Source organism: Methanomassiliicoccales archaeon, assembly GCA_014361295.1.
In the GTDB taxonomy this organism is placed as follows: Archaea; Thermoplasmatota; Thermoplasmata; order Methanomassiliicoccales; family JACIVX01; genus JACIVX01.
On sequence record JACIVX010000001.1, the window covers coordinates 1,416,318 to 1,441,432 of the forward strand.

Consider the following 25,115-nt stretch of genomic DNA (forward strand, 5'->3'; position numbering starts at 1 on the left):
TCGTGCGTTCTTGTGGAGAATCTTGCACGGGTAGCGAGAAAGGAATTTCATCTTTTGAATCCATTTCGGATATGAACGTGAGAATTTATGACAATGTTTAAATAGAGTATTTCCAATACGATGAAATAATGAACGCTGCCCTTCTCCTTGTACGGAATTCTCTCTTGGTCAGCGTGCAGGTTTTGGTCGTGTGATAGGGGACACGATCCTCCCTGGATGGTGCGTCCCCATGATTGTTTGTGAGGAATTTGGATGAGAGGATCGGAGGCTATCATCAAGGTCTTGCATGAAGAGGGCGTCAATGTCGTCTTCGGAATACCCGGAGGAGCGATACTGCCGCTTTACGACGATCTCAGGACATCTGATATACGACACATCCTCGTACGCCACGAGCAGTGCGCTGCTCACATGGCTGATGGTTACGCTCGTGTGCTAAAAAAACCAGGTGTATGCATAGCGACTTCGGGAGCTGGCGCAACGAATCTTGTAACGGGCATCGCAACTGCATTTCTTGATTCCTCGCCTGTTGTCGCGCTCACGGGACAGGTTCCAACAGGAATCATTGGCAATGATGCATTTCAAGAAGCCGACGTCTTCAGTCTCATGATTCCGATCACGAAGCACAATTTCAGAATCATGAACTCGAAGACGTTGCTTTCAGATCTCCGGAGCGCATTTGCAATCGCAAGGACAGGGCGATATGGTCCCGTCCATGTTGATCTTCCTCGGGATATCCAGATGAGCGAAGTGGACGATTGCGATGAACCGATAAGGCGCAACAATGGTGTGAAAGAAAATCTCATCGAGTTGCCACAGGCGGTTGCGCTGCTTGAATCTGCACAAAGGCCACTGATTCTTGTTGGTGGGGGCGCGAGTTGGTCTGGTTGCGGCCAAGAAATCATGACGTTGGCGGAAATGCTCATGGCGCCTGTTGCAACAACGCTTATGGGTAAGAGTGCCGTGCCAGAGGATCATCCCCTCGTCCTCGGCATGGTCGGCATGCATGGAAGAAGGGCGGCGAACTACGCACTCGAGGAGTGTGATGTGCTCCTCGCGATCGGGACAAGGTTTAGCGATCGAATGATCGGAGACCCCTCGTCCTGCAGGGCCAAGGTCATTCACATCGATATTGATTCAGCGGAGGTCGGTAAGAACGTCAAGCCGACGGTCAGCCTCGTTGGCGATGCCAGAAAGATCATTAAGACAATTATTACATCGATGCAAGTCAAGAGAAAGAGCGGCGTTTGGGCAGAACGGATGAGAATGCTGAGGAAGGAATGCGCATGCGAAATGGACATCGGTGGCAATCCGATCAAACCGCAAAAGGTCATCCATGAACTCAACAAAATTTTGCCCGATGATGCGATTATCACTACAGAAGTCGGACAGTGCCAAATGTTTGCCGCACATTACTTTGAGTGCAGGGGCAAGAGGATGTTTATCACGCCAGGAGGTCTGGGAACAATGGGCTTTGGTCTTCCTGCTGCGATGGGGGCAAAAATCGCGGCACCCGATCGAACGGTCGTTGATGTAGCGGGTGACGGGAGTCTCCTGATGGTATGCCAGGAGCTCGCGACTGCCGTCGAGGAGAAAATCCCGATCTTCATTTGCCTGTTGAACAACGGGCGACTTGGCATGATCAAGCAGCTGCAGAGCCTCTTTTACGGCAAGCGTATCTTCGCAGAGAGTCTTGGTTCATCTCCAGATTTTGTTAAATTGGCTGAGGCCTTCGGGGTGCGTGCTGCGCGCGTGCAGGATCCGAAGGATCTTGCGAGCGTCATCGAGGAAGGAATAAATTCGGAGAAACCATTCCTAGCCGACATATGGATTGATCGAGAAGAGGAAATCCTCCCTGTCACGCTGAGGACCGGGAGCGGAACTCAGGTCATCCCGGGTAATTGCGCATGGAAAGGGGTGTGTTGAGTATGGAAGTCATCTCAATGATCGTCAACGATCAATTTGGTGTCATGCAACGCGTCATGGGTGAATTCACGAGGAAGAAAATCAACGTCGAGACGATTGTTGTCGGAAAGTGTGAGCTTCCTGGCAAGGCTAGGATCGTCCTGAGTGTCAAGGATAGAAAGCAGGCGGAACAGGCAGTTGAGCGATTAACAAGACTTCAGGATGTCATTGAGGTCGAGATTATCGATGAATCGAGGCACGAGGCGTATGCGCTCGTCGCGAATTCGTTTGGAAAGGCGCGGTTGATCGGCAGCATCGAAGAAGTCGATAACATGGTCGAGATGACGAAACCAAACAAGTATATCAAGACGATCAACGCCCTCTGATGTTTCATATGTTGTTTTTTCGAATGAACGTTTTAAACACTATGATCGCTATCAGGTACTGTCGTCCTCGTCGGGGGAAACTCGAATGGAATCTGCTGGCAAGATATGGATGGATGGGAAGCTGGTCGATTGGGACAAGGCGAATGTACACATCATGACGCATGGCCTTCATTACGGCGGAGGTGTCTTCGAGGGGATCAGGATCTATGAAACCACAAAAGGTCGTGCGATTTTCAGACTCCGCGATCACATGATGCGTTTTCTTGATTCGGCGAAGGTCATCGATCTCAAAATTCCTTATACAATCGATGAACTCTGCGAGATTGTTAAGGAGACGGTCAGAGCGAATGATCCAAAGGTTGATTACATAAGACCGATCGCTTACTATGGGTCTGGAACGGTTGGACTCAATCCAATCAAACTTCCGACAAGGCTCGCGATCGCATGCGTTTATATGGGTCCCTATCTGGGAACAGATCAGCAGAAACGGGGCGCGAAGGTCATCACGTCCTCTTGGGAAAAGCCATCGAACAGGGCTGCAGCGCTCAATGCAAAAATCTGCGGTAATTACATCAACTCCGTATTGGCTCGATTGGAAGCGGTTAAAAGGGGTGCTGATGAAGCGATCATGCTCAATGCTGATGGGAATGTCGCCGAAGGGACGGGCGAAAACATCTTCATGGTCAAGAGTGAAAAGATTTTTACGCCCGGCATGGCCTCCGGCATTCTGCGTGGAATCACCAGGGACTCAGTCATGCAGCTCGCGAATGATCTCGGTTATCATGTTGAGGAGAGGAATATCACAAGATCGGAACTCTATGTGGCTGATGAGGTTTTCATGACTGGTACGGCCGCGGAAGTCATGCCGATCATCGAGATTGACAGCAAGAAAATCGGGAGTGGGGAGCCTGGGCCAATCACGCTGAAACTCCAGAAGGCTTTTTCGGAAGTGACGAGAGGAATAAACGCAAAGTACCTTCACTGGCTCGATTTCATCAGCTGAGATTTGAGATGAAAATTCGAACAGAACCGATCATCGAAAAACAACTGATTAGATCAGTTTGATCTCTCGTAAGACGCGATTGCTGAGCATTTCAGATCTAGTTTGATGATTTTGGCGCTATCTTCTTGAAAACCACTCCTTGCACTCATCCTTCGGTGTTATTTCATTGATCTGATCAAGAATTCTTATGAGAGAATGATATTTAGGTGAGAATCGCACTAGATATTATTGCGGTCCTGGTCTCCAGTTGAACTTCATGATTGCGGAATCAAAGGGGGGTTTGTGTATGATTTGCCCTGTTTGCGGGTCGGTGAGCGTGGCTCCAGAATTCAAGCTGTCGGAGCACGCTGTTTACTACTGTTGCTGCTGCGGATCCCACTTTATTGGGAATAAGCCTCTTCGAGAATGGAAGTAATGATTGCTTCGAGATAGTGGCGGGTCACGAGTCAGCACATGTCATAGAAGAACGATGATCTTTTCGTTTTTTTGGATATTATTGATTTGATTTTTGATCATCACGGCAAGAATTTACGATATTTCGTTGCAAAGTTCTGAATTATCGTAGGAATCCAGCCAACATCCGTAAAATCATATAATAGTGGCGCCCTAAATGTTTCGTGAGCGGAATGGAGGGTGAACGTGTACGAGATTCGCTTTCATGGGAGGGGCGGACAGGGAGCGGTGATGGCCGCGCAAGCGCTTGCTGAGGCGGCAGTTCTGGAGGGTTATTACGCGCAGGCGTTTCCATATTTCGGGGCGGAAAGACGTGGCGCGCCCGTTCGTGCCTTCGCGAGAATCGACGAAAGCAAGATCAGCATTAAGTCACAAGTTTATGAGCCAGATGCGCTTGTCATCCTAGACGAATCCATTCTGGAGATCGATCCTATTTCTGAAGGACTGAAACCAGATGGAAAGGCGATCATCAATACCGTCAAAAAGCCAGAGGAGGTCGATCTGGGGATTGAGGTTGAATGCGGAACAGTCGATGCGACGACGATCGCACTTGAAACGATCAAGGCACCGATTGTAAACACGTCGATATTGGGAGCCTTTGCCCGCGTTGTCGATATCGTGCCACTTGAATCAATCCTTAACGCAATCATGAATCGTTTTGGCGAAAAGCTCGGTCATCAATCGGGCGTCATGAATGCGGAGGCCGCGAGAATCGCCTATCACAATACAGTTGTTGGACGGTGTAAGGGCACGAGAACGATTGTCAGAAAAAAGGTGTGGTTGCCAGCCTGGGATGAAATTCCGATTGGGAATACTCTTTCAGCGAGAGAGATCGATGGAATTGCCGTCGGTCCTGGTAGCATGGCGCAGAATCTCACGGGTACATGGAGAACGCAGACACCGCGGTATTCCAAGGAGAAGTGCATCAGGTGCCTTCGATGCTGGTTTTCCTGTCCCGAGGGTTGCATTGAGCGACAGGAAGACGACTACGAACGCTGGGATTATCGTTACTGCAAGGGATGCGGTATCTGCGCGGAAGTATGTCCGGCTGATGCCATTGAAATGGTCAGGGGGGTCTACGAATGGTGATGAAAGTCATCAGCGCGGATCACGCTGTTGCCCACGGCGCAAGGCTCGCGAGGGTAGAGGTCGTACCAGCGTTTCCGATCACCCCTCAAACACTCATCGTCGAGCTCATTGCGGAATTTATCAATGATGGAGAACTCGACGCGGATTTCCTGCCGGTTGAGAGTGAACACAGCGCGATGAGTGCGGCGATTGGTGCGTGCGCTGGCGGCGCCAGGGCATTCACTGCTACTTCTTCACAAGGTCTTGCGCTCATGCATGAAATGCTTTACGCGGCACCGCAGAATCGTTTGCCCGTAGTCATGGTCAATGTTAACAGAAGTCTCGGAGCAGCATCAGGTATTTGGGTTGAGTACAATGACTCGATGCCTGAAAGGGAATCAGGCTGGTTGCAGGTTTACATCGAGGATAATCAAGAAGCCTTGGATATGGTGATTCAAGCCTACAGAATCGCCGAGGATCGCGGCGTCATGTTGCCCATGATGGTCTGTCTTGATGGTTTCGTTCTATCCCATACGGTCGAGCGCGTTGATTTTCCCGATCAGCAGCTTGTTGATTCGTTTTTGCCGAAATTCAAACCGCTGTATGTGCTTGATCCAGATGAGCCGGTGACGATGAATCCGATCACACCACCCGAGTATGCGATGGAAATGCGTTACCAGCTCCATCAGGCGGTCGACGAATCAAAACTGGTCATCGAAAAGGTCGATCGGGAGTACGGTGCGCTCACAGGACGGGCCTATGGCGGTCTTATTGATACCTATCAAATGGAGGACGCTGAGATCGCGCTCATCGCACTCGGGACCGTGACAAGCACGGCAAGGGTCGTCGTCGATCACCTACGGAGCAAAGGCAAGAAAGTCGGTCTTGTCAAATTGAGGTTTCTGCGGCCGTTTCCGTCTGATGAATTGAGATCGATCGCGAAGAATCTGAAGGCGCTCGGCGTCTTCGATCGATCCGTCTCATTCAACGGTTTCGGTCCAGTATTCACGGAAACGAGAAATGCACTTTATCATCTCGGCATACCGCTCACAAATCACGTTGCTGGTATTGGAGGAAGGGATGTGACATTCGAGGAAGTTCGAGAGATGTTTTCGGTGATTGAGGAGAATGCGAAGGGGCATCGAGTGAAGGAATGCCACTGGCATGGATTGAGAGGGGGTAGTTGATGGTTACAAAGGAAATTAAAACGATAAAAGATCTGCCGCGCGATGATTATTTGACTAGAGGCCATGGCGCCTGTCCTGGCTGCGGTGTCGCAATCGCCGTGAAGAATATTGCAAGAGTTCTCGGCAAAGATACAATCGTTTATGTTCCGGCCAGCTGTCTCATCGTCTTCAGTGCACTTTACCCAGCATCGGCGTTTAAATGGCCATTCTTTTATACGGCCTTTGAAAACACAGGAGCGGTCATCTCGGGAATCAAAGCGGCACTGAAGCGTCGCGGAAAGGAGGTGACCGTGGTCGGTATGGCGGGCGACGGCGGCACATTCGATATCGGGTTACAGGCGCTCTCCGGTGCGGCGGAAAGAAATGAAGACGTCGTGTATGTGTGCCTCGATAACGAAGCTTATATGAACACGGGAATCCAGCGAAGCGGTGCTACGCCGTTCGGGGCCTGGACGACGACATCACCGATTGGGAAGAAGGTACAGGGCAAAAGGGAGTTCAAGAAGGACATTGACGCGATCGTCGCTGCACATAACATTCCGTACATGGCCACGCTTTCGATCGCTCATCCGAACGATTTTGTTAGGAAGGTTCAGAAAGCTAAATCGGAAAGTGGGTTCAGGTTCCTTCATGTCCTTTGTCCATGTGTTCCGGGCTGGCGGAGCGAAGCCTCGAAAAGTGTCGCGATTGCGAGGCTTGCAGTGGAGACAGGCATGTGGATTCTTTACGAAGTGGATCACGGCGTCGAGAAGCTCACATATAAGCCAAAGACATTGGTGCCTGTCAGGGAATACCTTCAGCTACAGGGTCGATTCAGGCATATGAGTGAGGAAGATGTTGAGAAATTGCAGACATGGATCTGTGAGAGATGGAAGCATCAGTTCTACGAGGAAGTACCCGTGCCACCATGCAAGATCGAAGAGGCGAAGAAAGCGCTCATCATCGACGAAGACCCCCTTCACGGTCCCTGAGATCAAAAGGACGCCGATCGCATTTCAAAGACCTGAGCACATCGTTCACGGTCAATTGCAACTTGACAGCATGGTCAAGAAGGAAATGGTCTCCTCGACAAACCTTTTATATTCCTTTCCCTTTGTGCTCGTTTGCTCTTCAGAGCCGATGAATGATGAGGATGTGCAAAACATCTGAAGGAGGTAATCACAATGCCAAAACCGATCCATGTTCGATTCGAAATGCCAAAGGAGCTTCAGGACAAAGTTTACGAGCTCGTCGAGATCGCGAGGGATACTGGAAAAGTAAAAAAAGGGTCAAATGAGGTTACGAAGCTCGTTGAAAGGGGAGAAACCGTCTTCGTCGTGATGGCGGAGGACGTTCAACCTCCTGAGATCCTGGCTCATCTCCCGCTCCTCTGTGAGGAGAGAAACATCACTTACGCTTACGTCCCAAGCAAGGCCGAGCTTGGAAATGCCTCGGGCCTTGAAAAACCAACGGCGGCCGTCGCCGTTGTGGATGTGGGAAAAGGAAAGGCATTACTCGAAAATCTATCTGAACAAATAAAAAAGCTGAAAAAGTAGGTGCGAAGGATGCCAGAAGATGAGAACATTCCTTCGGAAGTCGTTGAGATCATCGGCAGGACAGGCATGACTGGTGAGGCAACCCAGGTCAAGGTCAGGGTCCTCGAAGGCAGAGATAAGGGTCGAATCATCACAAGGAACATCATGGGACCTGTGCGTGTCGGAGACATACTGATGCTGAGAGAGACTTCGAGAGAAGCTCGAAAGCTCACGATCAGATGAGCGATAACTGGGGGCGCTAAACAATGGTCGAGCGAAGGGTCTGTTCATTTTGCGGCGATGAGATTGAACCAGGTACTGGTCGGATGTTCATCAAGAAAGATGGCACAATTTACATGTTCTGTACGAGCAAGTGCTTCAAGAACATGATTTCTCTGCGAAGGGTGCCTCGGAAAACGGAATGGACACGCGTAGCTCAGCGCGAAAAACAGAGCGTTTCAAAGATCTCCTCCGCCGCGGCAAAAGTCGAAGAGGCTAGCAAGGTAACTGCGACTGGCGAGCAAACCGAAGGCTCTTCTCCCGTTGAAGTCGATTCAAGCACTGAGGAATCTGGCGGGAAAGAAGAGAAAAAAGGGGAACGCAAAGCAAGGAAGATCAGGAAAAACGCAGAAAAGGAATCGGGAGAGGGATGATCGAGCGCACCTTCGTCATGCTAAAGCCTGATGCAATTCAACGCGGTTTGATCGGCGCGATCATCAGCCGGCTTGAGGCACGCGGATTCAAGCCTGTCGCGATGAAACTCATGCGCATTCCGCGCGAATTAGCGGAGAGGCACTATGCCGAACACAAAGGGAAGAGTTTCTTTCCAGGTCTCATTGATTATATCACTTCTGGACCAGTGCTCTGCATGGTGTGGGAGGGGGAGAACATCATCACTGCTCTCAGAACAATGATGGGGAAGACAAATCCACAGGATGCAGCACCTGGAACAATCCGCGGAGATTTCGCGCAGCAGACAGGAAGGAATCTGATTCATGGCTCCGATTCCCCTGAATCAGCGAAAAGGGAAATTGCGCTGTTTTTCAACGATTACGAACTCCAGGACTACAAGAAAACGATCGATCCCTGGTTGTATGAATGAAATCTGCTTCGATTACCTCAAGGTATACGGATGGTTAATAAAAGGAGATCAGTAATGAATATTGAATCCAACGATCTCCGCCTTTAAGAATTCATTTTTTTATTTTTTCACTCAAAGGATAGATCTGAGTTTGAAGAAAGATTCTAATAAGATTTCCCTGATGCGATAGGCGATGGCTTTAAGGCAGCCGATTGTGAGTGTCCTCGGTCACGTTGATCACGGGAAAACGAGTCTCCTCGATTATATCAGAGGTAGCACTGTCGCTCTCCGTGAGGCAGGTAGGATCACGCAGCACATCGGGGCGACCGAGGTTCCAATCGAACATATCTACGAGAAGTGTTCAGCTCTCATCGGCAACAAGAAGTTCACCGTTCCTGGCCTTTTGTTTATCGACACACCAGGCCATCAATCATTCACGACGTTGAGAGCGAGGGGAGGATCTCTTGCCGATCTTGCCGTCCTCGTGATCGATATCATGGAGGGTCCAAAGCCGCAAACGATCGAATCGATCAATATCCTCAAGCGATATAAAACGCCATTTGTTGTCGCTCTAAACAAAATCGATCTCATTGATGGCTGGATCTCGCATCCTAATTCGCCATTCGTTCTTTCCTTTCGAGATCAACTCGAGGAAGTCAAGGCGAAGCTTGACGAAAAGGTATACATGATTTCTGCCAGGCTTCATGACGAAGGATTGTCGGCAGAACGTTACGACCGCATCGAGGATTTCACGAGAAACATCGCGATCGTCCCCATTAGTGCGAGGACTGGTGAAGGGGTTCCGGACCTCCTGCTCGTCTTGATCGGCCTCGCCCAGAGATTCCTCGAGTCGGAGCTGCGGACGGAAACGGGACCGGCGAAAGGGACGGTTCTCGAAGTCAAGGAGGAGAGGGGTTTGGGCGCCACGATCGATGTGATCATTTATTCCGGGACTCTGAAAAAGGGAGACTGGGTGGCGCTCGGCACATCATCAAAACCTCTTGTGACGAAAGTCAAGGCGATTCTCAAACCGAGGCCTCTCGATGAAATCAGAGATCCGAGAGAGCGATTCGATTCCGTTGATGAGGTTTCTGCAGCAGCTGGCGTTAAACTCACGTGCCAGAATCTTGAGGGTGTTATTGCAGGTGGGCCTCTCAGGGTTATTTCAGGCGATGAAGCTCTCATTATCGATGAGATTCAGAAGGAAATGAAGGTTCACATAGAGACGAAGGATGAGGGAATCATCATCAAGGCCGACGCGATAGGGTCGCTAGAAGCCCTTGCGTTCGAAGCGGAGAACGCCGGTATACCGATCAGAAAGTTCGAGGTAGGGGACATCGCCAAGAGGGATATTGTTGAAGCCTGTGCCACGAATGAATCACTCCATCGGGTCATCCTCGGCTTCAACGTGAAGATTTTACCAGAGGCGAAAGAAATCTTGCCAACTTATCCTGTCAAAGTATTTCTGAACGATGTTGTTTACCGATTAATCGAAGACTATCAGAAGTGGGTTGAAGAGCAGAAGAGGGCGAGCGAGATCGAAAAACGTTCGAAGTTTTCCTTCCCTGGGAAGATCAAGGTACTTCCGAACTGCGTTTTCCGCATCAGTAAGCCAGCAATTGTTGGTGTGCGTGTTCTCGCTGGAAGAATCAGACCGGGCCAGACCCTGATCAACCGAGAGGGAAAGGAAGTTGGAAAGATCAGGAGCATCAGGTCTGGAGAGGAAGCACTCAAGGAAGCGGTCGCAGGAAGTGAGGTGGCAATTGCGATTGAGGGAGCGACTGTCGGCAGACAGGTCGTTGTCGAAGATATTCTGTATGTTGCGCTGGAAGAGTCGAAGGTAAAAGACCTTCAGTCCCTTGATTTGAATGAAGATGAAAAAATGACTCTCGAAGAATTGATCGCGATCATGAGAAAGCAGGATCCGTTCTGGGGGATTTGAGTACTTGGAACAAGAATGTGTATCATTACAATATCGTGAGGTTTTTTAACTTATCTAATCGTTTTAGTCTTTCATCATAATCGGTGGATGAACTTCTGGGAGCTTCAATCTGGAAAATTGTAGCATCTCGACCGGTCAATTCTCTTTTCTTTCCAGCGAGCAACGATCTGAAAAGCGTCATCAGATAATTCAATCAATTGCTTTAGCCCGTCCTGCTTTCGTGAATTAACCAGCTTATTCCGACTCACCAAAAGTTATTTAACGGGAACTACATTAGGGCGATACCTAACAGGTGTTCAGAATGGTTGAATTCAAGGCTGTCATTAACGATGCAAAGACTGGAAAATCGTATCAGGTGACGGTCTCAGGCCATCATGCGAACTCCCTTATCGGCAGAAAGATCGGCGAGGTGATCGACGGTATCTTCGTCGGTCTTCCTGGGTACAAGCTGACCATTACGGGAGGAAGCGATAAGGACGGCTTCCCGATGAGGAAGGACCTCCCGGGCACAAGGAGGGTAAAGCTCCTGTTGGCGAGCGGCTCAACGGGTTTCAAGTCTGGTGAGAAAGGGGTTAGAAAGAGAAAGTCTGTACGGGGGAACACGATTTCACCGGAAATCGTCCAGATCAATATGAAAATCACTTCGAGAGGGGCAAAACCGATTGAAGATCTCATTAAGAAAGAGGAGACCAAATGATCGTACCGCAGCAGCCCGAGGTCAACATTGGGATGATTGGTCATGTCGACCATGGAAAAACGACGCTAACGAAAGCGCTCACTGGAGAGTGGACAGACCGTCATTCTGAGGAGATCAAGCGCGGTATTTCGATCAGACTTGGATATGCGGATGTAGCATTCTATAAGTGTCGCTCGTGCGAACCTCCAGCTGCCTACACAAATGACAAGACCTGCAGGCATTGCGGTGGCGAAGCGGAATTTCTCCGTGCTGTTTCTTTTGTCGATGCACCAGGTCATGAAACTCTGATGGCGACGATGCTCTCCGGCGCTGCCTTGATGAATGGCGCCCTGCTTCTTGTCGCCGCTAACGAGCGTTGTCCCCAGCCTCAAACAAAAGAACATCTGATGGCGCTGACGATCATCGGCGTTGACAAAATCATCGTTGTGCAGAACAAGATCGATCTCGTGACGAAAGAAGAGGCGCTGGAGAACTACCGACAGATCAAATCCTTTGTGAAGGGAACGATCGCTGAGAACGCTCCAATCATTCCTGTCTCGGCACATCATGATGTGAACATCGATAAACTCATCGAAACAATTGAAAAGTACATCCCTACACCGAAATTCGACGCAAGCAAACCTGCAAGAATGTATGTTGCGCGATCGTTCGATATCAATACCCCCGGCTCATCGCCAGAGGAATTAAGGGGGGGTGTACTCGGAGGGAGTCTGATTCAGGGGCAGCTCGAACTGGGCGATGAAATTGAGATTAGCCCAGGGAGAAAGATTGAGGGCAGCGGCGGGAAGACCTCATGGGAACCACTGACAACAACGGTCGTCTCCCTTCATGCAGGTGGAACACCTCTTGAAAGAGCAAAGCCTGGCGGGCTCATCGCCATTGGAACGAAACTCGATCCTTCGCTGACCAAATCGGATGGACTCACTGGCCGAATGGTCGGCAAGCCTGGAACACTCCCACCCGTCCTCAGTAAATTCACGATGTCGACTCATCTCCTCGAGAGGGTCGTTGGCGCGGCGGAGGACTTGGTGGTCGAGAATATAAGAACGAACGAACCTCTCATGCTGAGCGTTGGCACAGCAACAACCGTTGGTATCGTGATGAGTGCAAGGGAAACAACTTGTGAAGTCTCGCTCAAGATCCCAGTCTGCGCGGAACCGAATCAAAGGGTCGCGATTTCTCGAAAAATCTCGGGGAAATGGCGCCTCATCGGTTATGGCATTATACAGTGATTGTGGCCTTATGCAAAAAGTCGTTCTTGATACGAATGCTCTTCTCATGCCTTTTGAATGTTCTCTCAATATTGATCTCGAACTGCAGCGCCTCATTGGCGAGTGCGAGGTTCATGTGCCTTCACCGGTCATCGGCGAATTGAAACGCTCGAGGAATAAATACGCAAAAGCCGCACTCGACCTGGCGCGAAAGTATAGGATTGATTCGACAGATCAGCAGGGTGATGATGCGGTCGTCGAACTCGCTTCGAAACTCAACGCTTTCGTTGTCACGAACGACAAGTATCTCATTTCAAAGCTCAGCGCGCGCGGAATCAAGGTCATTGTGCTTCGATCGAGGAATCATCTTGAGTTTTATATCGATTAAACAAGAGGCTGCGGCGTGTCGGCAGACTCTTCATTTTCATTCTTTTTGTGAGGAATCATTTTCAATCGCTCCTCCATGAGTTTCTTGCCGAATTCCGTGGAGGCGTAAACGGGGATCTTATTTCCGACGGAGAAAACCGCTCTTTCCTTCGCGACCTCTCTGACCCACTTTGATGCACATGCCGTCACGATGTCACACGAATTGAAAAGGCCTATCGCTTCATCCTTACTCACATTGGTCGTGTGAACTGCGAAAATCGCCACCCTCGGCCCGTAACAATTTCTGATTTTCGCCGCCTCATCCGCTGAAACGATCGTCACCCCAATCCTCTGAAATCCAAGGCGGTCAGCAAGGCGCACGCCCTCAAACTGGTTGATTTTACCAGTTTTCGGATCGAGAACGCGTTCCTCGCCAAGAACACTAATGGTCTCTGGGTATGGGGTTGTTTCGATGACTGCAGAAAGTCTCCCACCGATTCCCTGTATGATCTCCGGATCATTAATGACAGTTGTGCCAGCGCCGTCACACACGAGAACGGCACAGTCGAGGAAATTCCTAGAAACGGCCATTGCAATGATTTCCGAAACGCCGAAACTCAGGAAGTCCCTCATCCTGATTTCTCTCTGGGGAGTGCACATACCAAAGCTCTTGATCCTGAACTCGATATTCTCGCGGATCGCTTCCCTTGTGATCCTCTCAATCCCTCTGTATTTCTTGAACAGAGGACAATAAGTGATTATCGGTTCGCCGACCTCCGTGACCTTTCCATTTTCGATAACAACCCTTGCTCGACCTAGCGCTTCGATAACATGTCTGTCCATGTGGAATCCCTTAGCGCGGGATATGACCGGCGATTAAATTAAGCTTACGTGTCATCATCCTTCATCGAGTATTATGAAAGAGTTAAATATCGAAACCTAGAATCGAAGCATGAACGGATGGAATTATCAAGTATTCATTGAAAATGATTGATTTCGCAGGATGGTTGGAACGATGGATGAGAAAGTAATTGCTGCGCTGAAAAGGATCGCGCTTCTCGGTGGTCTCCACGACTATATCACTATCTCATCAAGAGAACTCGGCGAGCTTCTTGACATGAGCCAGCAATCCGCTTCCAAACGCATCCTCGATCTACTCGATAAGGGTCTAATCCAGCGTGATCTCGGCGCGAGGAAACAGCGAATCAAGTTGACCGAAAAAGGCATCGAATTATTGAAGAAGGAGTATATTGAATACCAACGGATTTTCGAAATGAAAGATTTCGTCATCATTCGAGGTACTGTCATCACTGGAATGGGTGAGGGGCAGTATTATGTGACACAGTCAGGGTACATGGAACAGTTCGAGGAGAAACTCTCATTTAGGCCATATGATGGCACTCTTAATCTTAAAGTTTTCCCGGCGGACCTGCCGAAGCTCGAGGCACTCAGGGGAAGCGGGGGGATATTGATCAAGGGTTTCGAGAGGAACGGCCGCACATTCGGTGATGTCAGGGCACACAAGGCATCGATCCAGAATATCGATTGCGCTGTCGTGATTCCGAGCCGATCCCATTACAGCGATGTCATGGAGATCATCTGCAAATATCATCTCCGCAGGACATTGGGTTTGAAAGACGGAGATCAGGTGGAAGTACGGGTTTCGCTCGTCTGAACGGATGAAACTGTCAGATGAATTCTTCACCACTTTATCGATAAATCCGATGATTTTCCTTCAAAATTTTTTTGTGATATACTCGACAACGGATTCAAAAACCGCTCTGCCGTCACCGGGATCTTCGGGCGAAAAACGAGTTCTTGTCCAGTCAGGATGGTTATACCGGAAAAAGGTCCTCTCAGGGTGTGGCATCAGCCCGAGAACCGTGCCAAGAGGATTGCATATGCCTGCAATATTCCTCAACGAGCCGTTTGGATTCCATGGGTAGCCAGCATAAAATCCGCTTTCGTCAACATATCTGAAGACAATCTGGTCGTTTTCTTCGAGTTTGTCGAGTATGTATTCTCTTTTTTCAGCAGGGAGCATGAATTTGCCCTCGGCATGAGCAGAGGGAAACATCACGATCTCACCTCTTTTCATCCTTCGCGTGAAAACGCATTTTCCTTTGCTCTCGACTTTCAAAAGTGTTGGAAGGCACTCAAACCTCCCTGATTCGTTCGTCGCCAGGGCTGCCTGCGCTGAATCGCTCATCACTCCGTCCAACGCTGGCAGCATCCCGAGTTCGACGAGCACCTGAAACCCGTTGCAGATGCCGATAATAGGTTTTTCAGACTGCACAAACCTCTTCAAATCGTTTGAAAGGGTGCTTTTCATTCGCGCTGCAAATATCGCCCCCGCCCTCACATAATCGCCAGCGGAAAATCCGCCAGGAATAACCAGGATGTGATAATCATCGAGTCTCCTTCGGAGATCAGCCGAGCAATGACCAGTCAGTTGTTTGAGGTGTACGATTTCAGGTGATGTGCCGACGAATCGAAATGCCGCGCAAGTTTCATCTTCACAGTTCGTCCCTTCGATTCTGAGGATACAGACTTTCACATCTTCGGCTTTCATCGGATCACCTCTCATCCGAGCAGTCGCCAGAGCGGCTCTGACCAGTGTTTTCTCAGCACATCAATATCAAGATCGATCAGTTTACTGCGATCATAAACGATCATCGCCTTGCCCTCGACCTTTCCGATCCTGATCGCTTCATTCCTCATGATTTCCTTCCAATCACTCTCTTTTTTTTGATCGACTTCGACAATCCATCTTGAGTTCGATTCTGAAAAGAGTTTGACGATCGTCTTTTCTTTGCCCATTCCCCCGAGATCGCCGATGAACCCTATGTCCCCGGAAATGCACATTTCTGCGATCGCCACTGAAACCCCTCCATCTGAAACATCGTGGCAGGCCCGCACAATTCCCTCATTAATGCAATGTCTAAGTTTCTGCATTCGCTCCGAGAGAGCCCTGAGGTTTACATCCGGCACAAGATCGCTGCGACCACCAAAGATTCGGAAGAGCGCCGATCCTCCCATCTCTTCCTTCGTCTCTCCAACAACATAGACTGGATTTCCCTTCTCCTTGAAGTCTGCGGTCACGCAGCGCCTCACATCATCGACGATCCCTACTCCCATGACCGTCGGTGTCGGGAGCGCAGCACCTTTGGGTGTTTCGTTATAAAAGCTCACGTTTCCAGATGGTGCCGCGATACCGAGGGCTTTGAGCGCATCACCAATTCCCCTCACGCATTCCTTGAATTCCCAGAGCCTCTCAGGCTTTTCAGGATTTCCAAAATTCAGACAATCGGTGATTGCGTGAGGCATTGCTCCTACGGCTGTCAGATTCCTGCAGACCTCATCAATTGCGCTCAATCCTCCGCGATAAGGATCAAGCGCTGTGAACCAGGGGTTTACGCCGACGGCGATAGCGAGACCTTTCTTAGAATGATGTAAAGGCTTAATGACCGCTGCATCTCCAGCCCCCCTCTTCCCCATTTTTCCTTGGAGAGGTTTGATGACGGTGCATCCTCGTACCTCGTGGTCGTATTGTCTGATGATCCATTCCTTGGATGCGATGTTCGGGTCAGCGATAACCCGCAGGAGTACCTCATTCAAATCTGACGGTAGCGAGGGATACTCCGTTTCCCCCCGCAATTCCCTTTTCTTCTCGAGAATCGGTCGGCAGTATTCAGGGCCTTTTGCAAAGAAATCGAGATCGAGCTCAAAAACCTTGGTGCTATTGTAGAAAAGACGAACAACCTTTTCCTCGATGACCCTCCCAATGACCGTCGCAGGCACATCCCACAAATCGAAGATTTCAATGATTCTTGCAACGTTTTCCTTCGGAGCGGAGAGCATCATCCTTTCCTGCGATTCCGAAACCCAAATCTCCCATGGCGCCAGGCCAGTTTCCTTCAGCGGCACCTTATCAAGATCAACCTCCGCGCCGCATCCGCCAGCAAGAGCAAGTTCGCCGACGACGCACGAAAGACCGCCACCGCCGAGATCCTTCATTCCCGAGATCAGTTGTTTTGCGTTGACCTCGAGGCACGCGTGGATTAGCGGCTCTTTCATGATTGGATCTCCCAATTGGACAGCGCCTCTCGATTTCTCTTCCGAAGTTTCATCGAGTTCCGCGGAGGCAAAAGTTACTCCGTGTATACCGTCCCTGCCAGTTTTCCCGCCAGCGAGGATGAGAACATCGTTCGAATTTCTAACAGCATTTCGAAGAATTCGATCCCTTCTGACAATGCCAACACATCCTACGTTAACTAAGCAGTTTCCGATATAGCGCTCGTCGAAAAAGACTGCGCCGCATAGCGTGGGTACCCCAATCCGGTTGCCGTAATCTCTAATTCCTGCGACAACACCCCCGAGTAGGTATTTTGGGTGTTTCGTGCCTGGAGGTAACTCACCGTCGAAATCGAGCGGACCGAAGAAGAGGGGGTCGATGAGTGCGACCGGTCGCGCGCCCATGCAGAGGACATCTCTGACGATGCCGCCGATGCCCGTTGCAGCGCCGCCATAAGGTTCGACGGCCGACGGGTGGTTATGGCTTTCGATCCTGAGAGCGTAGGCATATTCGTTGTCGAATACCATAACACCCGCATCACCCTTTGCAAGGATGTCAGGGTGGTCGATGTTGAAAATGTGCTCCCTTAGAAAGACTTTTGAGCTCTTGTAACAGCAATGTTCGCTCCAGGCCTGAGCGAGCGATTGCAACTCGACGTCAGTCGGGAGTCGACCTTTGCGCTCAAAATATCGTTTGATTGTTTTCATCTCCTCGAGGCTGAGGTTCAATCCCATGGCATGGCTGATTTCAACTAAATCGTGATCAGTTGCAGAAAGGAGATCAATTTCTGACAGTTCGAAGGGCACCTGTCGCCTTTTAATGAGATTCTCCAGCGCCATAAATTAATCACTTCAATTCGATTTTGTAATTGTGGATTACCGGATTCGCAAGCAAGCGTCTGCACATTTCTTCGCAGGTGGCGATCGCTTCTCTCTCTGCCATATCGAGGTCGATCTCGAATAGTTTAACTGAGCGCACGCCCTTAATATTCTTGAAACCCAAAAGCTCAAGGGCCTTCTTCGTATTCTGTCCCTCTGGATCAGCAACACCAGGCTTCAACTCTATGCGTATGTCGACGACAACCATGGGAGCACCTTTTGGTAGATTCTCTGTGCCCTACTTAATCCTGTTCACTAACCAAATAATCCCATGAAATAATCATTTATTGACTGGAAAACGCCTGAGAGGATGAAGTTCACCGCAACTGCCGCGAGAAGGAGACCCATGATTCTTGAAAAAGCCATCGCACCGCTTCTGCCCATTCTCCTGAACAACGGTTCTGAGTATGTGAGCAATAAGTAGCTGATGATGACCGTCAGAATGATCGAGATGAAAATCGAAAACATATCAACGATCATATCGCTTGACTTCATGGCCTCCGAAACAAATATCATCACGGTCGTGATCGCGCCTGGACCTGCGAACATTGGAATGCCGAGCGGTACAATTCCGACAACCTCCTTCGCCATCGCCTCTTCCTGATCCTCATCGCTGATCTTAGCCCTTGAACGCTGGCCGTGCATCATTGAAAAGGCAACGGAAAAGAGCAGAAGGCCGCCCGCGATCTTGAATGCTGGAATCGTGATTCCGTATAACGAGAAAATCCATTGGCCGAAAATTGCGAAAACGAAAAGCACGCCAGTGGTAACCGTACAAATCTTTCTGATGACCTTCTTCTTCAATTCCTTGGAATATCCCATCGTGACTGCTTCAAAGATCGGGATATTGCCAATTGGATTGACGATGGCGAAGATGGTTGCAAACGCGCTCAGGGCAAACTCGAAACTCATGCAATTTCCTCATCTTTATCCAATTAGTTAACACTTGGCTTTTCTCGCAGGACTTTTCGTGCAAAAATGAGATATCCAGTATGGCCAAGCATTTCAAAGGCAGGTCTCGTACCCCCTTCGTGAACCTCCATTGGTCTCTGTAAATTTTCAAATGCCCGGATTTCCACATAGCCCTCGGTTCTCAATCGCTTTACGGTGTTTTCCAGCTGGTTGACATTTGGAACATATGCACAGAATCTTCCCCCGCCTTTCAACATCTTAGTCACGTTGTCGAGTGCTTCCCAGGGATCTGGGATGTCGAGAACCGCCGCATCAACGGGCATATCCATCTTGGCCGTTTTAATATCATCGATTCTCAACTCCCAATGTTTTTCCAGTTGGCTCCTCATCACGTTCTTTTTAGCTTTTTGAGCAAATTCTTGCCTTAACTCAAATGAAATGACCTTACCATAAGGTTGAATCGCGTTCAGGAGCGCGATGGTCAGGCATCCTGAACCAGCGCCAGCCTCGACCACGATATCCCCGCATTTTAAATTAAGAAAATGAACGATGTGGGCAGCGTCCTTACTGATGATGACTTGGGTGCTGCGTTCAATCGACTCCATTAGCTCAGGGACTCCAGGTCTGAGAACAAAAAATCTTTTACCAGCGATTTCAACTGAAATGCCGTTTTCAGCGCCGATAATTCTATTCCCATCGAGAATCCCGAGACCCTCGATCTTAATCATATTCTTTTTTAAAATGAACCAATAGCGCCTACCTTTATCATCGAGCAAGTAAAGAGTCTCGCCTTCCTTCAGCATTTGAGTTGTAGATGTGCCCAGGTAAAGAAAAGCATTTTGGGGACCATTGTCAATATCTCAAATTCTTTCCACATCCGGGGCAGTTCCAATCGTGGATGGAAATCGCGGCACCGCAATAGGGGCATCGCGGAATCCCTTCAATTTGTTGCACGTGCCTCCTTTCATCCTTCTCGTTTTTCTTTTCTTTTTCGTCAGACGACACTACAGGTTGGATCGCTTTCTTTTCTTCAAATTCATACTTTGGCGCATCGTATCGGGGCTCTGGCGGATACTTGGTTTCACGTATCAGTCTTTGTCTCGACGCGTATTTGTAAAGGATCGCTCCGATGATGCTGAGAAAGAATCCAGCAATAACCCAATCGAGTGCAGCTTCATTGAATTTCGATCTCGAATCGTTGAAAATCCAAAGGGCAATCACTGCTCCTGTCGCAAACCAGATGAGTATGATCACGAAGGCAAGGAGTGGCATCCCATGACCCTAATGACAATCGCCGTCGGATTATTTAAACATTAGCTGGCTTGAAGACCTTCTCCAGCGCTTATCATCTTTCCATACGCTCATGGATAGAAAAGCTCAATCGTGTTTCCTTGTTGATTCATCGTGATTACTACACCTCGCAGACAGTCACTATCCAAAGACCTCGAGCTTTTTGAAATCTGATTCTCTGCTGTAATAGTAACGAAAGAAGTCTCAATGCATTTGGCGGTTTAATATTACATCTTCGTTCCAATATACGTCCTGAGCATTAAGGAGTCCAGTTAATCTTCAAACTAAAGGATTTTATACGGTGAAGGCATTGAGCAACTCGATGGCCGAATCCCAGTTTCCGAGAAAACTTAAAATGGCGTTATCTCTGCTCCTGATCATTGCCGGCTTCTCGATGTACTGGGCATGGGGGTTGCTTTACGGAAGCTGGAATATTTTTCAAAAGGAATTCATCGGCGTTTACTCGATTGTCATCGTGCTGTTCGGCTTCGGAATACTCGGACTTATTTTATCTCTAAAGGGAAAATGAAGCCTTTCTGTGCTTTTTGGCCTTCTTCAGTACCCAGCATTCTTTACGTCGCCTGTGGTTCATGAAAGTCGCTTGTACTATGATGGCGACATCGTTTTTCGGTCGTTAATTTAGTCCCGTTTCGACGATCCATTGTTTACACGAAAGGAATTTACATCGCTCTCGCCGCATAAGCAACGATTTCCGTCGGTTTTCCGCAGACAATGCACGGTCCATGAAATTCTTCTTTATAGTAGGGGGTACCCAGCAGCTTTAGTTCTGTCATCTCTTCAAATCTCTTCCCGCAATCCTCTGAACCACACCAGCCGAAACGCACGATTTTCTTGGGGATGTTCTCAATCGAATCGATCGTCTCGATCGATTTCATCAGATTTTCGCGAGCCTTCTTGAGAAGATCATCGGCTATCTGTGTTAAAATTCTTCTGACCGCATCGACAACTTCGATTCGATTGATTGTTCCACGCTCCCCCTCGTCCCTTCTTACAAATGTCACAACATTTTGCGCAATATCCCTCGCACCGAGCTCAAGTCTCAGCGGTACCCCTTTAATCTCCCAGTCGTAGAACTTGCTTCCTGGTCTTTCGTCTCTGTCATCAAGTTTGACTCTGATCCCCGCATGTGCAAGCTCGTCCCTCAGTTTTACCGCCTCTCTCGTGATCTCCTCAGTCTTTCCTTTTGCAAGTATCGGAATGATGACGACTTGGAAAGGCGCGATGTCTGGTGGCAAAATGAGCCCACGATCATCGCCGTGAACGCCCACGACAGCGCCTACGAGCCGCTCACTCATGCCGAATGTCGTCTGATGCACATATCTTATGTTGCCTTCTGGATCTTCATATTTGATCTCGAACGGTCTCGAGAAGTTCTCTCTGTAATGGTGAATGCTGCCGAGCTGCAAGCTGCGCCCATCTGGTAAAGCGGTATCGACACCTACCGTGTAGTAAGCGCCTGGGAATTTGTCCCAGTCTGTCCTTTTTAACAGCAAATAGGGGAGACAAAGACGGCGCGCGATTCGTTCAAGGATAACAAAGTCTTCTTCTACCTGCCGCTGTGCGTCCTCCTCATCAACATGGCAGGTGTGAGATTCAAAGAAATGAATTTCTCTTACCCTGATGAATGCCCTCGTCTGCTTTGTCTCATACCTGAATGTGTTCACGATTTGATAAACTTTCAAGGGCAGATCAGTATGTGACCTGATCCAGAGTGAGAATATCGGATACATCGCCGTCTCGCTTGTTGGCCTCAAGAGTAGCCTGATATCAAGGGGATTTGTTCCTGCATGTGTAACCCAGTATACTTCCGCATCGAATCCCTTGATATGTTCTTTTTCCTTCCTAAATTCCGTCTCAGGGATGAGCAGTGGAAAGTAAACTTCCTCATGTCCAGTCGCGTCACACTCTTTTCTGATGAATGAGTCAATGAGGGACATGATCTTCCATCCGTAAGGCGTCCAGACATTCATTCCTTTGATCGGATACCTCTTATCCGTGAGATTCGCTTTTTCGACGATTTCGTTGTACCATTCGCTGAAATTCTCTTCTTTTTTCATGTATCCGCCCCTTGAAAAAGGAATTGGAAATTAGACCTCCGTTCTATAAAATTTTCCAGCCTCATTTGAAAGATTGTCATGGTCAATCTTGTGATCAATTCATTGGAGAGCGGCGGCGATTGCTGGCGCCACGGATATCATTGACACTTCCCCTTCAATCGTGTTCGTAGCCACGATCTTGTCGCAAGACTTTCTCAGGCGTTCGAGTGCGCCGCCGATGAAAAGTCCGTGTGTGCAGGCAGCGTAGACCGCTTTCGCTCCGAGTCTTCGCAGCTCTCTCGTTGCCGCTTCGATTGTACCGCCCGTTGAAATAATATCATCGACGATAAGCACCTTTTTTCCTCTAGCGTCGACATTACTTGGTGTTATTCTCACCTCAGTACCGCTTAATCTTGTCTTGAGAAGATGATCCCATGTCGAACCCAAAACCGATGCAACGGCCTTCGCCCTACCTGAAGCTCCCTGATCTGGAGCGAGAACGAGGTCGATCCCATCATTGATGAAATATTTTCCGATACATTCCGCTGCGTGAACATCGATCGCTGTAGCTTTTCCAAACCATTCGATGATCTTTGGGGTGTGAATATCGACCGTGATAACCTTATCTGCTTCGAGGTCAAGATGTTTAGCCATGACACGAGCGCTGATGGCCTCGCCCTTGAGGAAGATCTTATCCTGACGGGCATATCCGAAGTAAGGGATTACATTGATAATCTTCTTCGCGCCGAGATTTCTGGCAGCATCCTGCAAGAGAAAGAGTTCGACGAGCATGTCATTCGGATACGAATTTTGAACGATGATAACCTCCTCATCAATCATTTCCTTCTCAATCCGAACATAACATTCCCCGTCTGGGAATTTCCTCGAAGTTGCCCGGACATGTTCAAGATTGATTCGCTCAGCAAGATCATTAGCCAGATTCCTTGAAGATGAGCCACTTACGATGATCATTTATGGGGAGAATCATCCTTTTGCATTTAATATCTATCCATGTGGTGACGCTCAGAAGGTGAGAACTTTTCACTTCATCTCTAATGCGAGACCTTTGAGAAAAGCGATTTGAAAAATGATTTGCATCGATTTCTCCTTTTATGTGAAAAATCCGTGTTGCTGGCGTAAGCCAGTGATGGTGAGGGGGTTTCGGAAACATTTTTATCCTGAGCGAATGATATCGAAGACGGATGGGATGCGATGGAAACCGATTCTGCCGTAGACACAACGGAGAGCAACGCTTCTCACAAGATTAACAAATACCCTGACCTCGAATGTGTTGGGGTTATCTACGGCAATGTCGGAACGACCTCGTTCAATTGCCGCGCGACTGGGAATATGGAGCGGTTGCAATACGTCCAGGTTGAACACGAGACTGACGGCTGGGTGTTGGGGATTGTATCAGAAATGGAGCGAAAGACCGATCTCTCCATCGAAAGGGCAAAGATGGTCTCGGAGGGGGAGGTCGTACCGATCGAGGAGAAAGTCACGGCAAAGGTCGACATCATCGGTTTTCGCGATGAAAGGGGTCTTCTTCAAACCCCACGCACGCCTTTTAGGGCGGGAGATCTCGTCTATAAGGCCAAAGACACGTTGATCAAGGATGTCATCGGACTTAAGGAGAGAACGGATACTGGTGCCTACATCGGACTTCTTCTTGGCCACGATATCCGCGTCGAGATCGACATCAATGCGTTGGTTCAGAAACATGTCAGCATACTCGCGAAGACTGGTGGCGGTAAGAGTTTCCTCTGTGGTGCACTCATCGAAGAGTTGATGAAACATGATGTGACCGTCCTCATCATTGACCCTCATGGGGAATACGGTTCGATGAGGGAAAAAGGGTCCATTCCGCAAACGACGAGAAATTTCGAGGTTACACCCCGCGGTTACGCGGATAAGATCATCGAATTCGCAACGGATACGAATGTCAACAAGAACGCGATTCCTTTGAAATTCACCCTTGCCAATCTTGAGGCAAGGGATTTGCTCAGCCTGACGAACATCAAGAATGTGCGGGCCTATCTGACATCACTGAGAAAGGCAATCGATAGCGTGAGAAGCATCAAGAAGGAGTATACTCTTAAGGACATAATCAATGTGCTGGAAGCGGATGAAGAGACGCAGAATGCTGCGCTCATCGCAGAGCTCGAATATCTTGATGAGATCAATATTTTTGCTGCCAAAGGTACGAGGATCGATGAAATCGTCGTAAAGGGAAAGACGACGATCATTAACCTCAAAGGTACGCCACCAGATATCCAGGAACTTGTTGTCAATAGGATTGCGACCGCGTTGTTCGAATTACGGAAGGTCGGCAAAATACCGCCGATGATGCTCGTTGTGGAGGAGGCTCACAACTACTGCCCGCAACAGGGGCTTGCAGCTTCGAGCAAGATCTTCAGAACGATCGCCTCCGAGGGAAGGAAATTCGGCCTCGGCCTCACCATCATCAGTCAGCGCGCGGCCAAAGTAGACAAGAATGTGTTGAGCCAGTGCAACACGCAGATGATTCTCAAGGTAACCAATCCAAACGATCTGAAGGCGATTGCCGCGTCTGTGGAGGGATTGACAGCTGGCCTTGCGGATGAAATCCAGAGGTTACCAATCGGTGTCGCGCTTGTTGTCGGCGGAAATATTCAGATGCCACTTCTGGTTGAAGTGAGACCGAGGGAGAGTAAGCACGGCGGTGAGAGCGTCGAAATCGTACCTTCGAAGAGGGTATGAGATGCAGAGAAACGCGATTTCGGAAGATCATCTAATTAGATATTTGGAAATTACAAAACGTGCTCTCGAGACAATCAGGATTGCGGTACCAGCGAGATCGTTTGGTCGAAAATTGGCAGAAGATTTTCTTCTGATGGCGAAATCTTACTATGAGGACGCGCTTAATTTTAGAAATCAAGGTGATTTGGTCAATAGTTTCGCGTGTGTCAGTTACGCTCATGGATGGTTGGATTGCGGTGCGCGCCTCGGCCTCTTTGATGTCGGGGAGAACGATCAACTGTTCACACTTTATGAATAAAAAATCTTTCTTGGGGTGCACCTCAGATCGTTCAATTACCACAAAAGATCACGTAT

Annotated in this window: 27 protein-coding genes; 18 read left to right on the plus strand and 9 right to left on the minus strand. The window is 49.0% G+C overall.

The features are described 5' to 3' along the window. The first annotated feature begins 252 nt into the window (after positions 1-252). The 14 genes from ilvB to H5T41_07065 all read left to right on the plus strand — a co-directional run bounded on the left by ilvB (position 253) and on the right by H5T41_07065 (position 12,832). Positions 253-1,923, plus strand: a complete 1,671-nt coding sequence (gene ilvB / locus H5T41_07000; GenBank protein MBC7108516.1) for a biosynthetic-type acetolactate synthase large subunit — start codon at positions 253-255, stop codon at positions 1,921-1,923. A 2-nt stretch (positions 1,924-1,925) separates the two neighbouring features. Continuing rightward, positions 1,926-2,288 (plus strand): acetolactate synthase, encoded by a 363-nt coding sequence (locus H5T41_07005; protein MBC7108517.1) that lies wholly within the window; start codon positions 1,926-1,928, stop codon positions 2,286-2,288. A gap of 85 nt (positions 2,289-2,373) precedes the next feature. Next, positions 2,374-3,291, plus strand: coding sequence for a branched-chain amino acid transaminase (locus tag H5T41_07010; protein MBC7108518.1), 918 nt, complete (start codon positions 2,374-2,376; stop codon positions 3,289-3,291). A 639-nt stretch (positions 3,292-3,930) separates the two neighbouring features. Further along, on the plus strand, positions 3,931-4,833 hold the full coding sequence (locus tag H5T41_07015; GenBank protein ID MBC7108519.1) for a 2-oxoacid:acceptor oxidoreductase family protein: 903 nt from the start codon (positions 3,931-3,933) through the stop codon (positions 4,831-4,833). Beyond that, on the plus strand, positions 4,827-5,999 hold the full coding sequence (gene porA / locus H5T41_07020) for a pyruvate ferredoxin oxidoreductase (GenBank protein MBC7108520.1): 1,173 nt from the start codon (positions 4,827-4,829) through the stop codon (positions 5,997-5,999). The genes H5T41_07015 and porA overlap by 7 nt, the downstream gene beginning before the upstream one ends. Further along, positions 5,999-6,970, plus strand: coding sequence for a pyruvate synthase subunit beta (locus H5T41_07025; protein MBC7108521.1), 972 nt, complete (start codon positions 5,999-6,001; stop codon positions 6,968-6,970). The genes porA and H5T41_07025 overlap by 1 nt, the downstream gene beginning before the upstream one ends. Positions 6,971-7,162: 192 nt before the next feature. Beyond that, positions 7,163-7,534, plus strand: a complete 372-nt coding sequence (locus H5T41_07030; GenBank protein ID MBC7108522.1) for a 50S ribosomal protein L7ae — start codon at positions 7,163-7,165, stop codon at positions 7,532-7,534. Positions 7,535-7,543: 9 nt separating this feature from the next. Then, on the plus strand, positions 7,544-7,756 hold the full coding sequence (locus H5T41_07035; GenBank protein MBC7108523.1) for a 30S ribosomal protein S28e: 213 nt from the start codon (positions 7,544-7,546) through the stop codon (positions 7,754-7,756). Between the two features lie 23 nt (positions 7,757-7,779). Then, on the plus strand, positions 7,780-8,166 hold the full coding sequence (locus H5T41_07040; GenBank protein MBC7108524.1) for a hypothetical protein: 387 nt from the start codon (positions 7,780-7,782) through the stop codon (positions 8,164-8,166). Further along, on the plus strand, positions 8,163-8,615 hold the full coding sequence (gene ndk / locus H5T41_07045) for a nucleoside-diphosphate kinase (GenBank protein MBC7108525.1): 453 nt from the start codon (positions 8,163-8,165) through the stop codon (positions 8,613-8,615). The genes H5T41_07040 and ndk overlap by 4 nt, the downstream gene beginning before the upstream one ends. 172 nt (positions 8,616-8,787) lie before the next feature. After that, positions 8,788-10,536, plus strand: a complete 1,749-nt coding sequence (infB, locus tag H5T41_07050; protein MBC7108526.1) for a translation initiation factor IF-2 — start codon at positions 8,788-8,790, stop codon at positions 10,534-10,536. 301 nt (positions 10,537-10,837) lie between these two features. After that, complete coding sequence (locus H5T41_07055; GenBank protein MBC7108527.1) at positions 10,838-11,233, plus strand: 30S ribosomal protein S6e; 396 nt, start codon at positions 10,838-10,840, stop codon at positions 11,231-11,233. Further along, positions 11,230-12,465 carry a translation initiation factor IF-2 subunit gamma gene (locus H5T41_07060; protein ID MBC7108528.1) on the plus strand — a complete coding sequence of 412 codons (1,236 nt, stop codon included), beginning with the start codon at positions 11,230-11,232 and terminating at the stop codon, positions 12,463-12,465. Before H5T41_07055 ends, H5T41_07060 begins: the two co-directional genes overlap by 4 nt. 10 nt (positions 12,466-12,475) lie before the next feature. Then, entirely contained in the window at positions 12,476-12,832 is a 357-nt protein-coding gene (locus H5T41_07065) for a twitching motility protein PilT (protein ID MBC7108529.1), read from the plus strand. Here H5T41_07065 and H5T41_07070 read toward each other — a convergent pair. Next, entirely contained in the window at positions 12,829-13,653 is an 825-nt protein-coding gene (locus tag H5T41_07070; GenBank protein MBC7108530.1) for a DUF2099 family protein, read from the minus strand. The two genes, H5T41_07065 and H5T41_07070, sit on opposite strands and share 4 nt — an antisense overlap. Before the next feature lie 172 nt (positions 13,654-13,825). Here H5T41_07070 and H5T41_07075 point away from each other — a divergent pair, with 172 nt between their 5' ends. Continuing rightward, on the plus strand, positions 13,826-14,485 hold the full coding sequence (locus H5T41_07075; protein MBC7108531.1) for a DUF120 domain-containing protein: 660 nt from the start codon (positions 13,826-13,828) through the stop codon (positions 14,483-14,485). A 60-nt stretch (positions 14,486-14,545) separates the two neighbouring features. Here H5T41_07075 and purQ read toward each other — a convergent pair whose 3' ends face one another. The 6 genes from purQ to H5T41_07105 are packed head-to-tail and all read right to left on the minus strand — an operon-like array spanning position 14,546 to position 19,947. Further along, entirely contained in the window at positions 14,546-15,382 is an 837-nt protein-coding gene (gene purQ, locus H5T41_07080) for a phosphoribosylformylglycinamidine synthase subunit PurQ (protein ID MBC7108532.1), read from the minus strand. A gap of 11 nt (positions 15,383-15,393) precedes the next feature. Then, entirely contained in the window at positions 15,394-17,724 is a 2,331-nt protein-coding gene (gene purL / locus H5T41_07085; GenBank protein MBC7108533.1) for a phosphoribosylformylglycinamidine synthase subunit PurL, read from the minus strand. Between the two features lie 7 nt (positions 17,725-17,731). Then, positions 17,732-17,971 (minus strand): phosphoribosylformylglycinamidine synthase subunit PurS, encoded by a 240-nt coding sequence (gene purS, locus H5T41_07090; protein ID MBC7108534.1) that lies wholly within the window; start codon positions 17,969-17,971, stop codon positions 17,732-17,734. Positions 17,972-18,018: 47 nt separating this feature from the next. Next, positions 18,019-18,675, minus strand: coding sequence for an NAAT family transporter (locus tag H5T41_07095; protein MBC7108535.1), 657 nt, complete (start codon positions 18,673-18,675; stop codon positions 18,019-18,021). Positions 18,676-18,698: 23 nt separating this feature from the next. After that, on the minus strand, positions 18,699-19,478 hold the full coding sequence (locus H5T41_07100; GenBank protein ID MBC7108536.1) for a tRNA (adenine-N1)-methyltransferase: 780 nt from the start codon (positions 19,476-19,478) through the stop codon (positions 18,699-18,701). Positions 19,479-19,527: 49 nt separating this feature from the next. Next, positions 19,528-19,947, minus strand: a complete 420-nt coding sequence (locus H5T41_07105; protein MBC7108537.1) for a hypothetical protein — start codon at positions 19,945-19,947, stop codon at positions 19,528-19,530. Between the two features lie 340 nt (positions 19,948-20,287). On the opposite strand from H5T41_07105, the gene H5T41_07110 reads away from it, so the two are divergent. Further along, positions 20,288-20,494, plus strand: a complete 207-nt coding sequence (locus tag H5T41_07110; protein MBC7108538.1) for a hypothetical protein — start codon at positions 20,288-20,290, stop codon at positions 20,492-20,494. A gap of 151 nt (positions 20,495-20,645) precedes the next feature. On the opposite strand, the gene H5T41_07115 is transcribed toward H5T41_07110, so the two are convergent. Beyond that, a complete protein-coding gene (locus H5T41_07115; GenBank protein MBC7108539.1) occupies positions 20,646-22,043 on the minus strand; it encodes a proline--tRNA ligase in 1,398 nt (465 codons plus the stop codon). Positions 22,044-22,142: 99 nt separating this feature from the next. Further along, positions 22,143-22,994, minus strand: coding sequence for a ribose-phosphate diphosphokinase (locus H5T41_07120; protein MBC7108540.1), 852 nt, complete (start codon positions 22,992-22,994; stop codon positions 22,143-22,145). Between the two features lie 240 nt (positions 22,995-23,234). On the opposite strand from H5T41_07120, the gene H5T41_07125 reads away from it, so the two are divergent. Both H5T41_07125 and H5T41_07130 read left to right on the plus strand, forming a co-directional pair. Then, complete coding sequence (locus H5T41_07125; protein MBC7108541.1) at positions 23,235-24,761, plus strand: ATP-binding protein; 1,527 nt, start codon at positions 23,235-23,237, stop codon at positions 24,759-24,761. A 1-nt stretch (position 24,762) separates the two neighbouring features. Continuing rightward, entirely contained in the window at positions 24,763-25,059 is a 297-nt protein-coding gene (locus H5T41_07130; protein ID MBC7108542.1) for a DUF357 domain-containing protein, read from the plus strand. The last annotated feature ends 56 nt before the right edge of the window (positions 25,060-25,115 follow it).

What these genes read in the sequence shown, in the direction of transcription:
- ilvB (MBC7108516.1), top strand. Translation starts at nt 253, where the DNA reads ATGAGAGGATCGGAGGCTATCATCAAGGTCTTGCATGAAGAGGGCGTC.
- H5T41_07005 (MBC7108517.1), top strand. Translation starts at nt 1,926, where the DNA reads ATGGAAGTCATCTCAATGATCGTCAACGATCAATTTGGTGTCATGCAA.
- H5T41_07010 (MBC7108518.1), top strand. Translation starts at nt 2,374, where the DNA reads ATGGAATCTGCTGGCAAGATATGGATGGATGGGAAGCTGGTCGATTGG.
- porA (MBC7108520.1), top strand. Translation starts at nt 4,827, where the DNA reads ATGGTGATGAAAGTCATCAGCGCGGATCACGCTGTTGCCCACGGCGCA.
- H5T41_07025 (MBC7108521.1), top strand. Translation starts at nt 5,999, where the DNA reads ATGGTTACAAAGGAAATTAAAACGATAAAAGATCTGCCGCGCGATGAT.
- H5T41_07030 (MBC7108522.1), top strand. Translation starts at nt 7,163, where the DNA reads ATGCCAAAACCGATCCATGTTCGATTCGAAATGCCAAAGGAGCTTCAG.
- H5T41_07035 (MBC7108523.1), top strand. Translation starts at nt 7,544, where the DNA reads ATGCCAGAAGATGAGAACATTCCTTCGGAAGTCGTTGAGATCATCGGC.
- H5T41_07040 (MBC7108524.1), top strand. Translation starts at nt 7,780, where the DNA reads ATGGTCGAGCGAAGGGTCTGTTCATTTTGCGGCGATGAGATTGAACCA.
- ndk (MBC7108525.1), top strand. Translation starts at nt 8,163, where the DNA reads ATGATCGAGCGCACCTTCGTCATGCTAAAGCCTGATGCAATTCAACGC.
- infB (MBC7108526.1), top strand. Translation starts at nt 8,788, where the DNA reads ATGGCTTTAAGGCAGCCGATTGTGAGTGTCCTCGGTCACGTTGATCAC.
- H5T41_07055 (MBC7108527.1), top strand. Translation starts at nt 10,838, where the DNA reads ATGGTTGAATTCAAGGCTGTCATTAACGATGCAAAGACTGGAAAATCG.
- H5T41_07060 (MBC7108528.1), top strand. Translation starts at nt 11,230, where the DNA reads ATGATCGTACCGCAGCAGCCCGAGGTCAACATTGGGATGATTGGTCAT.
- H5T41_07065 (MBC7108529.1), top strand. Translation starts at nt 12,476, where the DNA reads ATGCAAAAAGTCGTTCTTGATACGAATGCTCTTCTCATGCCTTTTGAA.
- H5T41_07070 (MBC7108530.1), bottom strand. Translation starts at nt 13,653, where the DNA reads ATGGACAGACATGTTATCGAAGCGCTAGGTCGAGCAAGGGTTGTTATC.
- H5T41_07075 (MBC7108531.1), top strand. Translation starts at nt 13,826, where the DNA reads ATGGATGAGAAAGTAATTGCTGCGCTGAAAAGGATCGCGCTTCTCGGT.
- purQ (MBC7108532.1), bottom strand. Translation starts at nt 15,382, where the DNA reads ATGAAAGCCGAAGATGTGAAAGTCTGTATCCTCAGAATCGAAGGGACG.
- purL (MBC7108533.1), bottom strand. Translation starts at nt 17,724, where the DNA reads ATGGCGCTGGAGAATCTCATTAAAAGGCGACAGGTGCCCTTCGAACTG.
- purS (MBC7108534.1), bottom strand. Translation starts at nt 17,971, where the DNA reads ATGGTTGTCGTCGACATACGCATAGAGTTGAAGCCTGGTGTTGCTGAT.
- H5T41_07095 (MBC7108535.1), bottom strand. Translation starts at nt 18,675, where the DNA reads ATGAGTTTCGAGTTTGCCCTGAGCGCGTTTGCAACCATCTTCGCCATC.
- H5T41_07100 (MBC7108536.1), bottom strand. Translation starts at nt 19,478, where the DNA reads ATGCTGAAGGAAGGCGAGACTCTTTACTTGCTCGATGATAAAGGTAGG.
- H5T41_07105 (MBC7108537.1), bottom strand. Translation starts at nt 19,947, where the DNA reads ATGCCACTCCTTGCCTTCGTGATCATACTCATCTGGTTTGCGACAGGA.
- H5T41_07110 (MBC7108538.1), top strand. Translation starts at nt 20,288, where the DNA reads ATGGCCGAATCCCAGTTTCCGAGAAAACTTAAAATGGCGTTATCTCTG.
- H5T41_07115 (MBC7108539.1), bottom strand. Translation starts at nt 22,043, where the DNA reads ATGAAAAAAGAAGAGAATTTCAGCGAATGGTACAACGAAATCGTCGAA.
- H5T41_07120 (MBC7108540.1), bottom strand. Translation starts at nt 22,994, where the DNA reads ATGATCATCGTAAGTGGCTCATCTTCAAGGAATCTGGCTAATGATCTT.
- H5T41_07125 (MBC7108541.1), top strand. Translation starts at nt 23,235, where the DNA reads ATGGAAACCGATTCTGCCGTAGACACAACGGAGAGCAACGCTTCTCAC.
- H5T41_07130 (MBC7108542.1), top strand. Translation starts at nt 24,763, where the DNA reads ATGCAGAGAAACGCGATTTCGGAAGATCATCTAATTAGATATTTGGAA.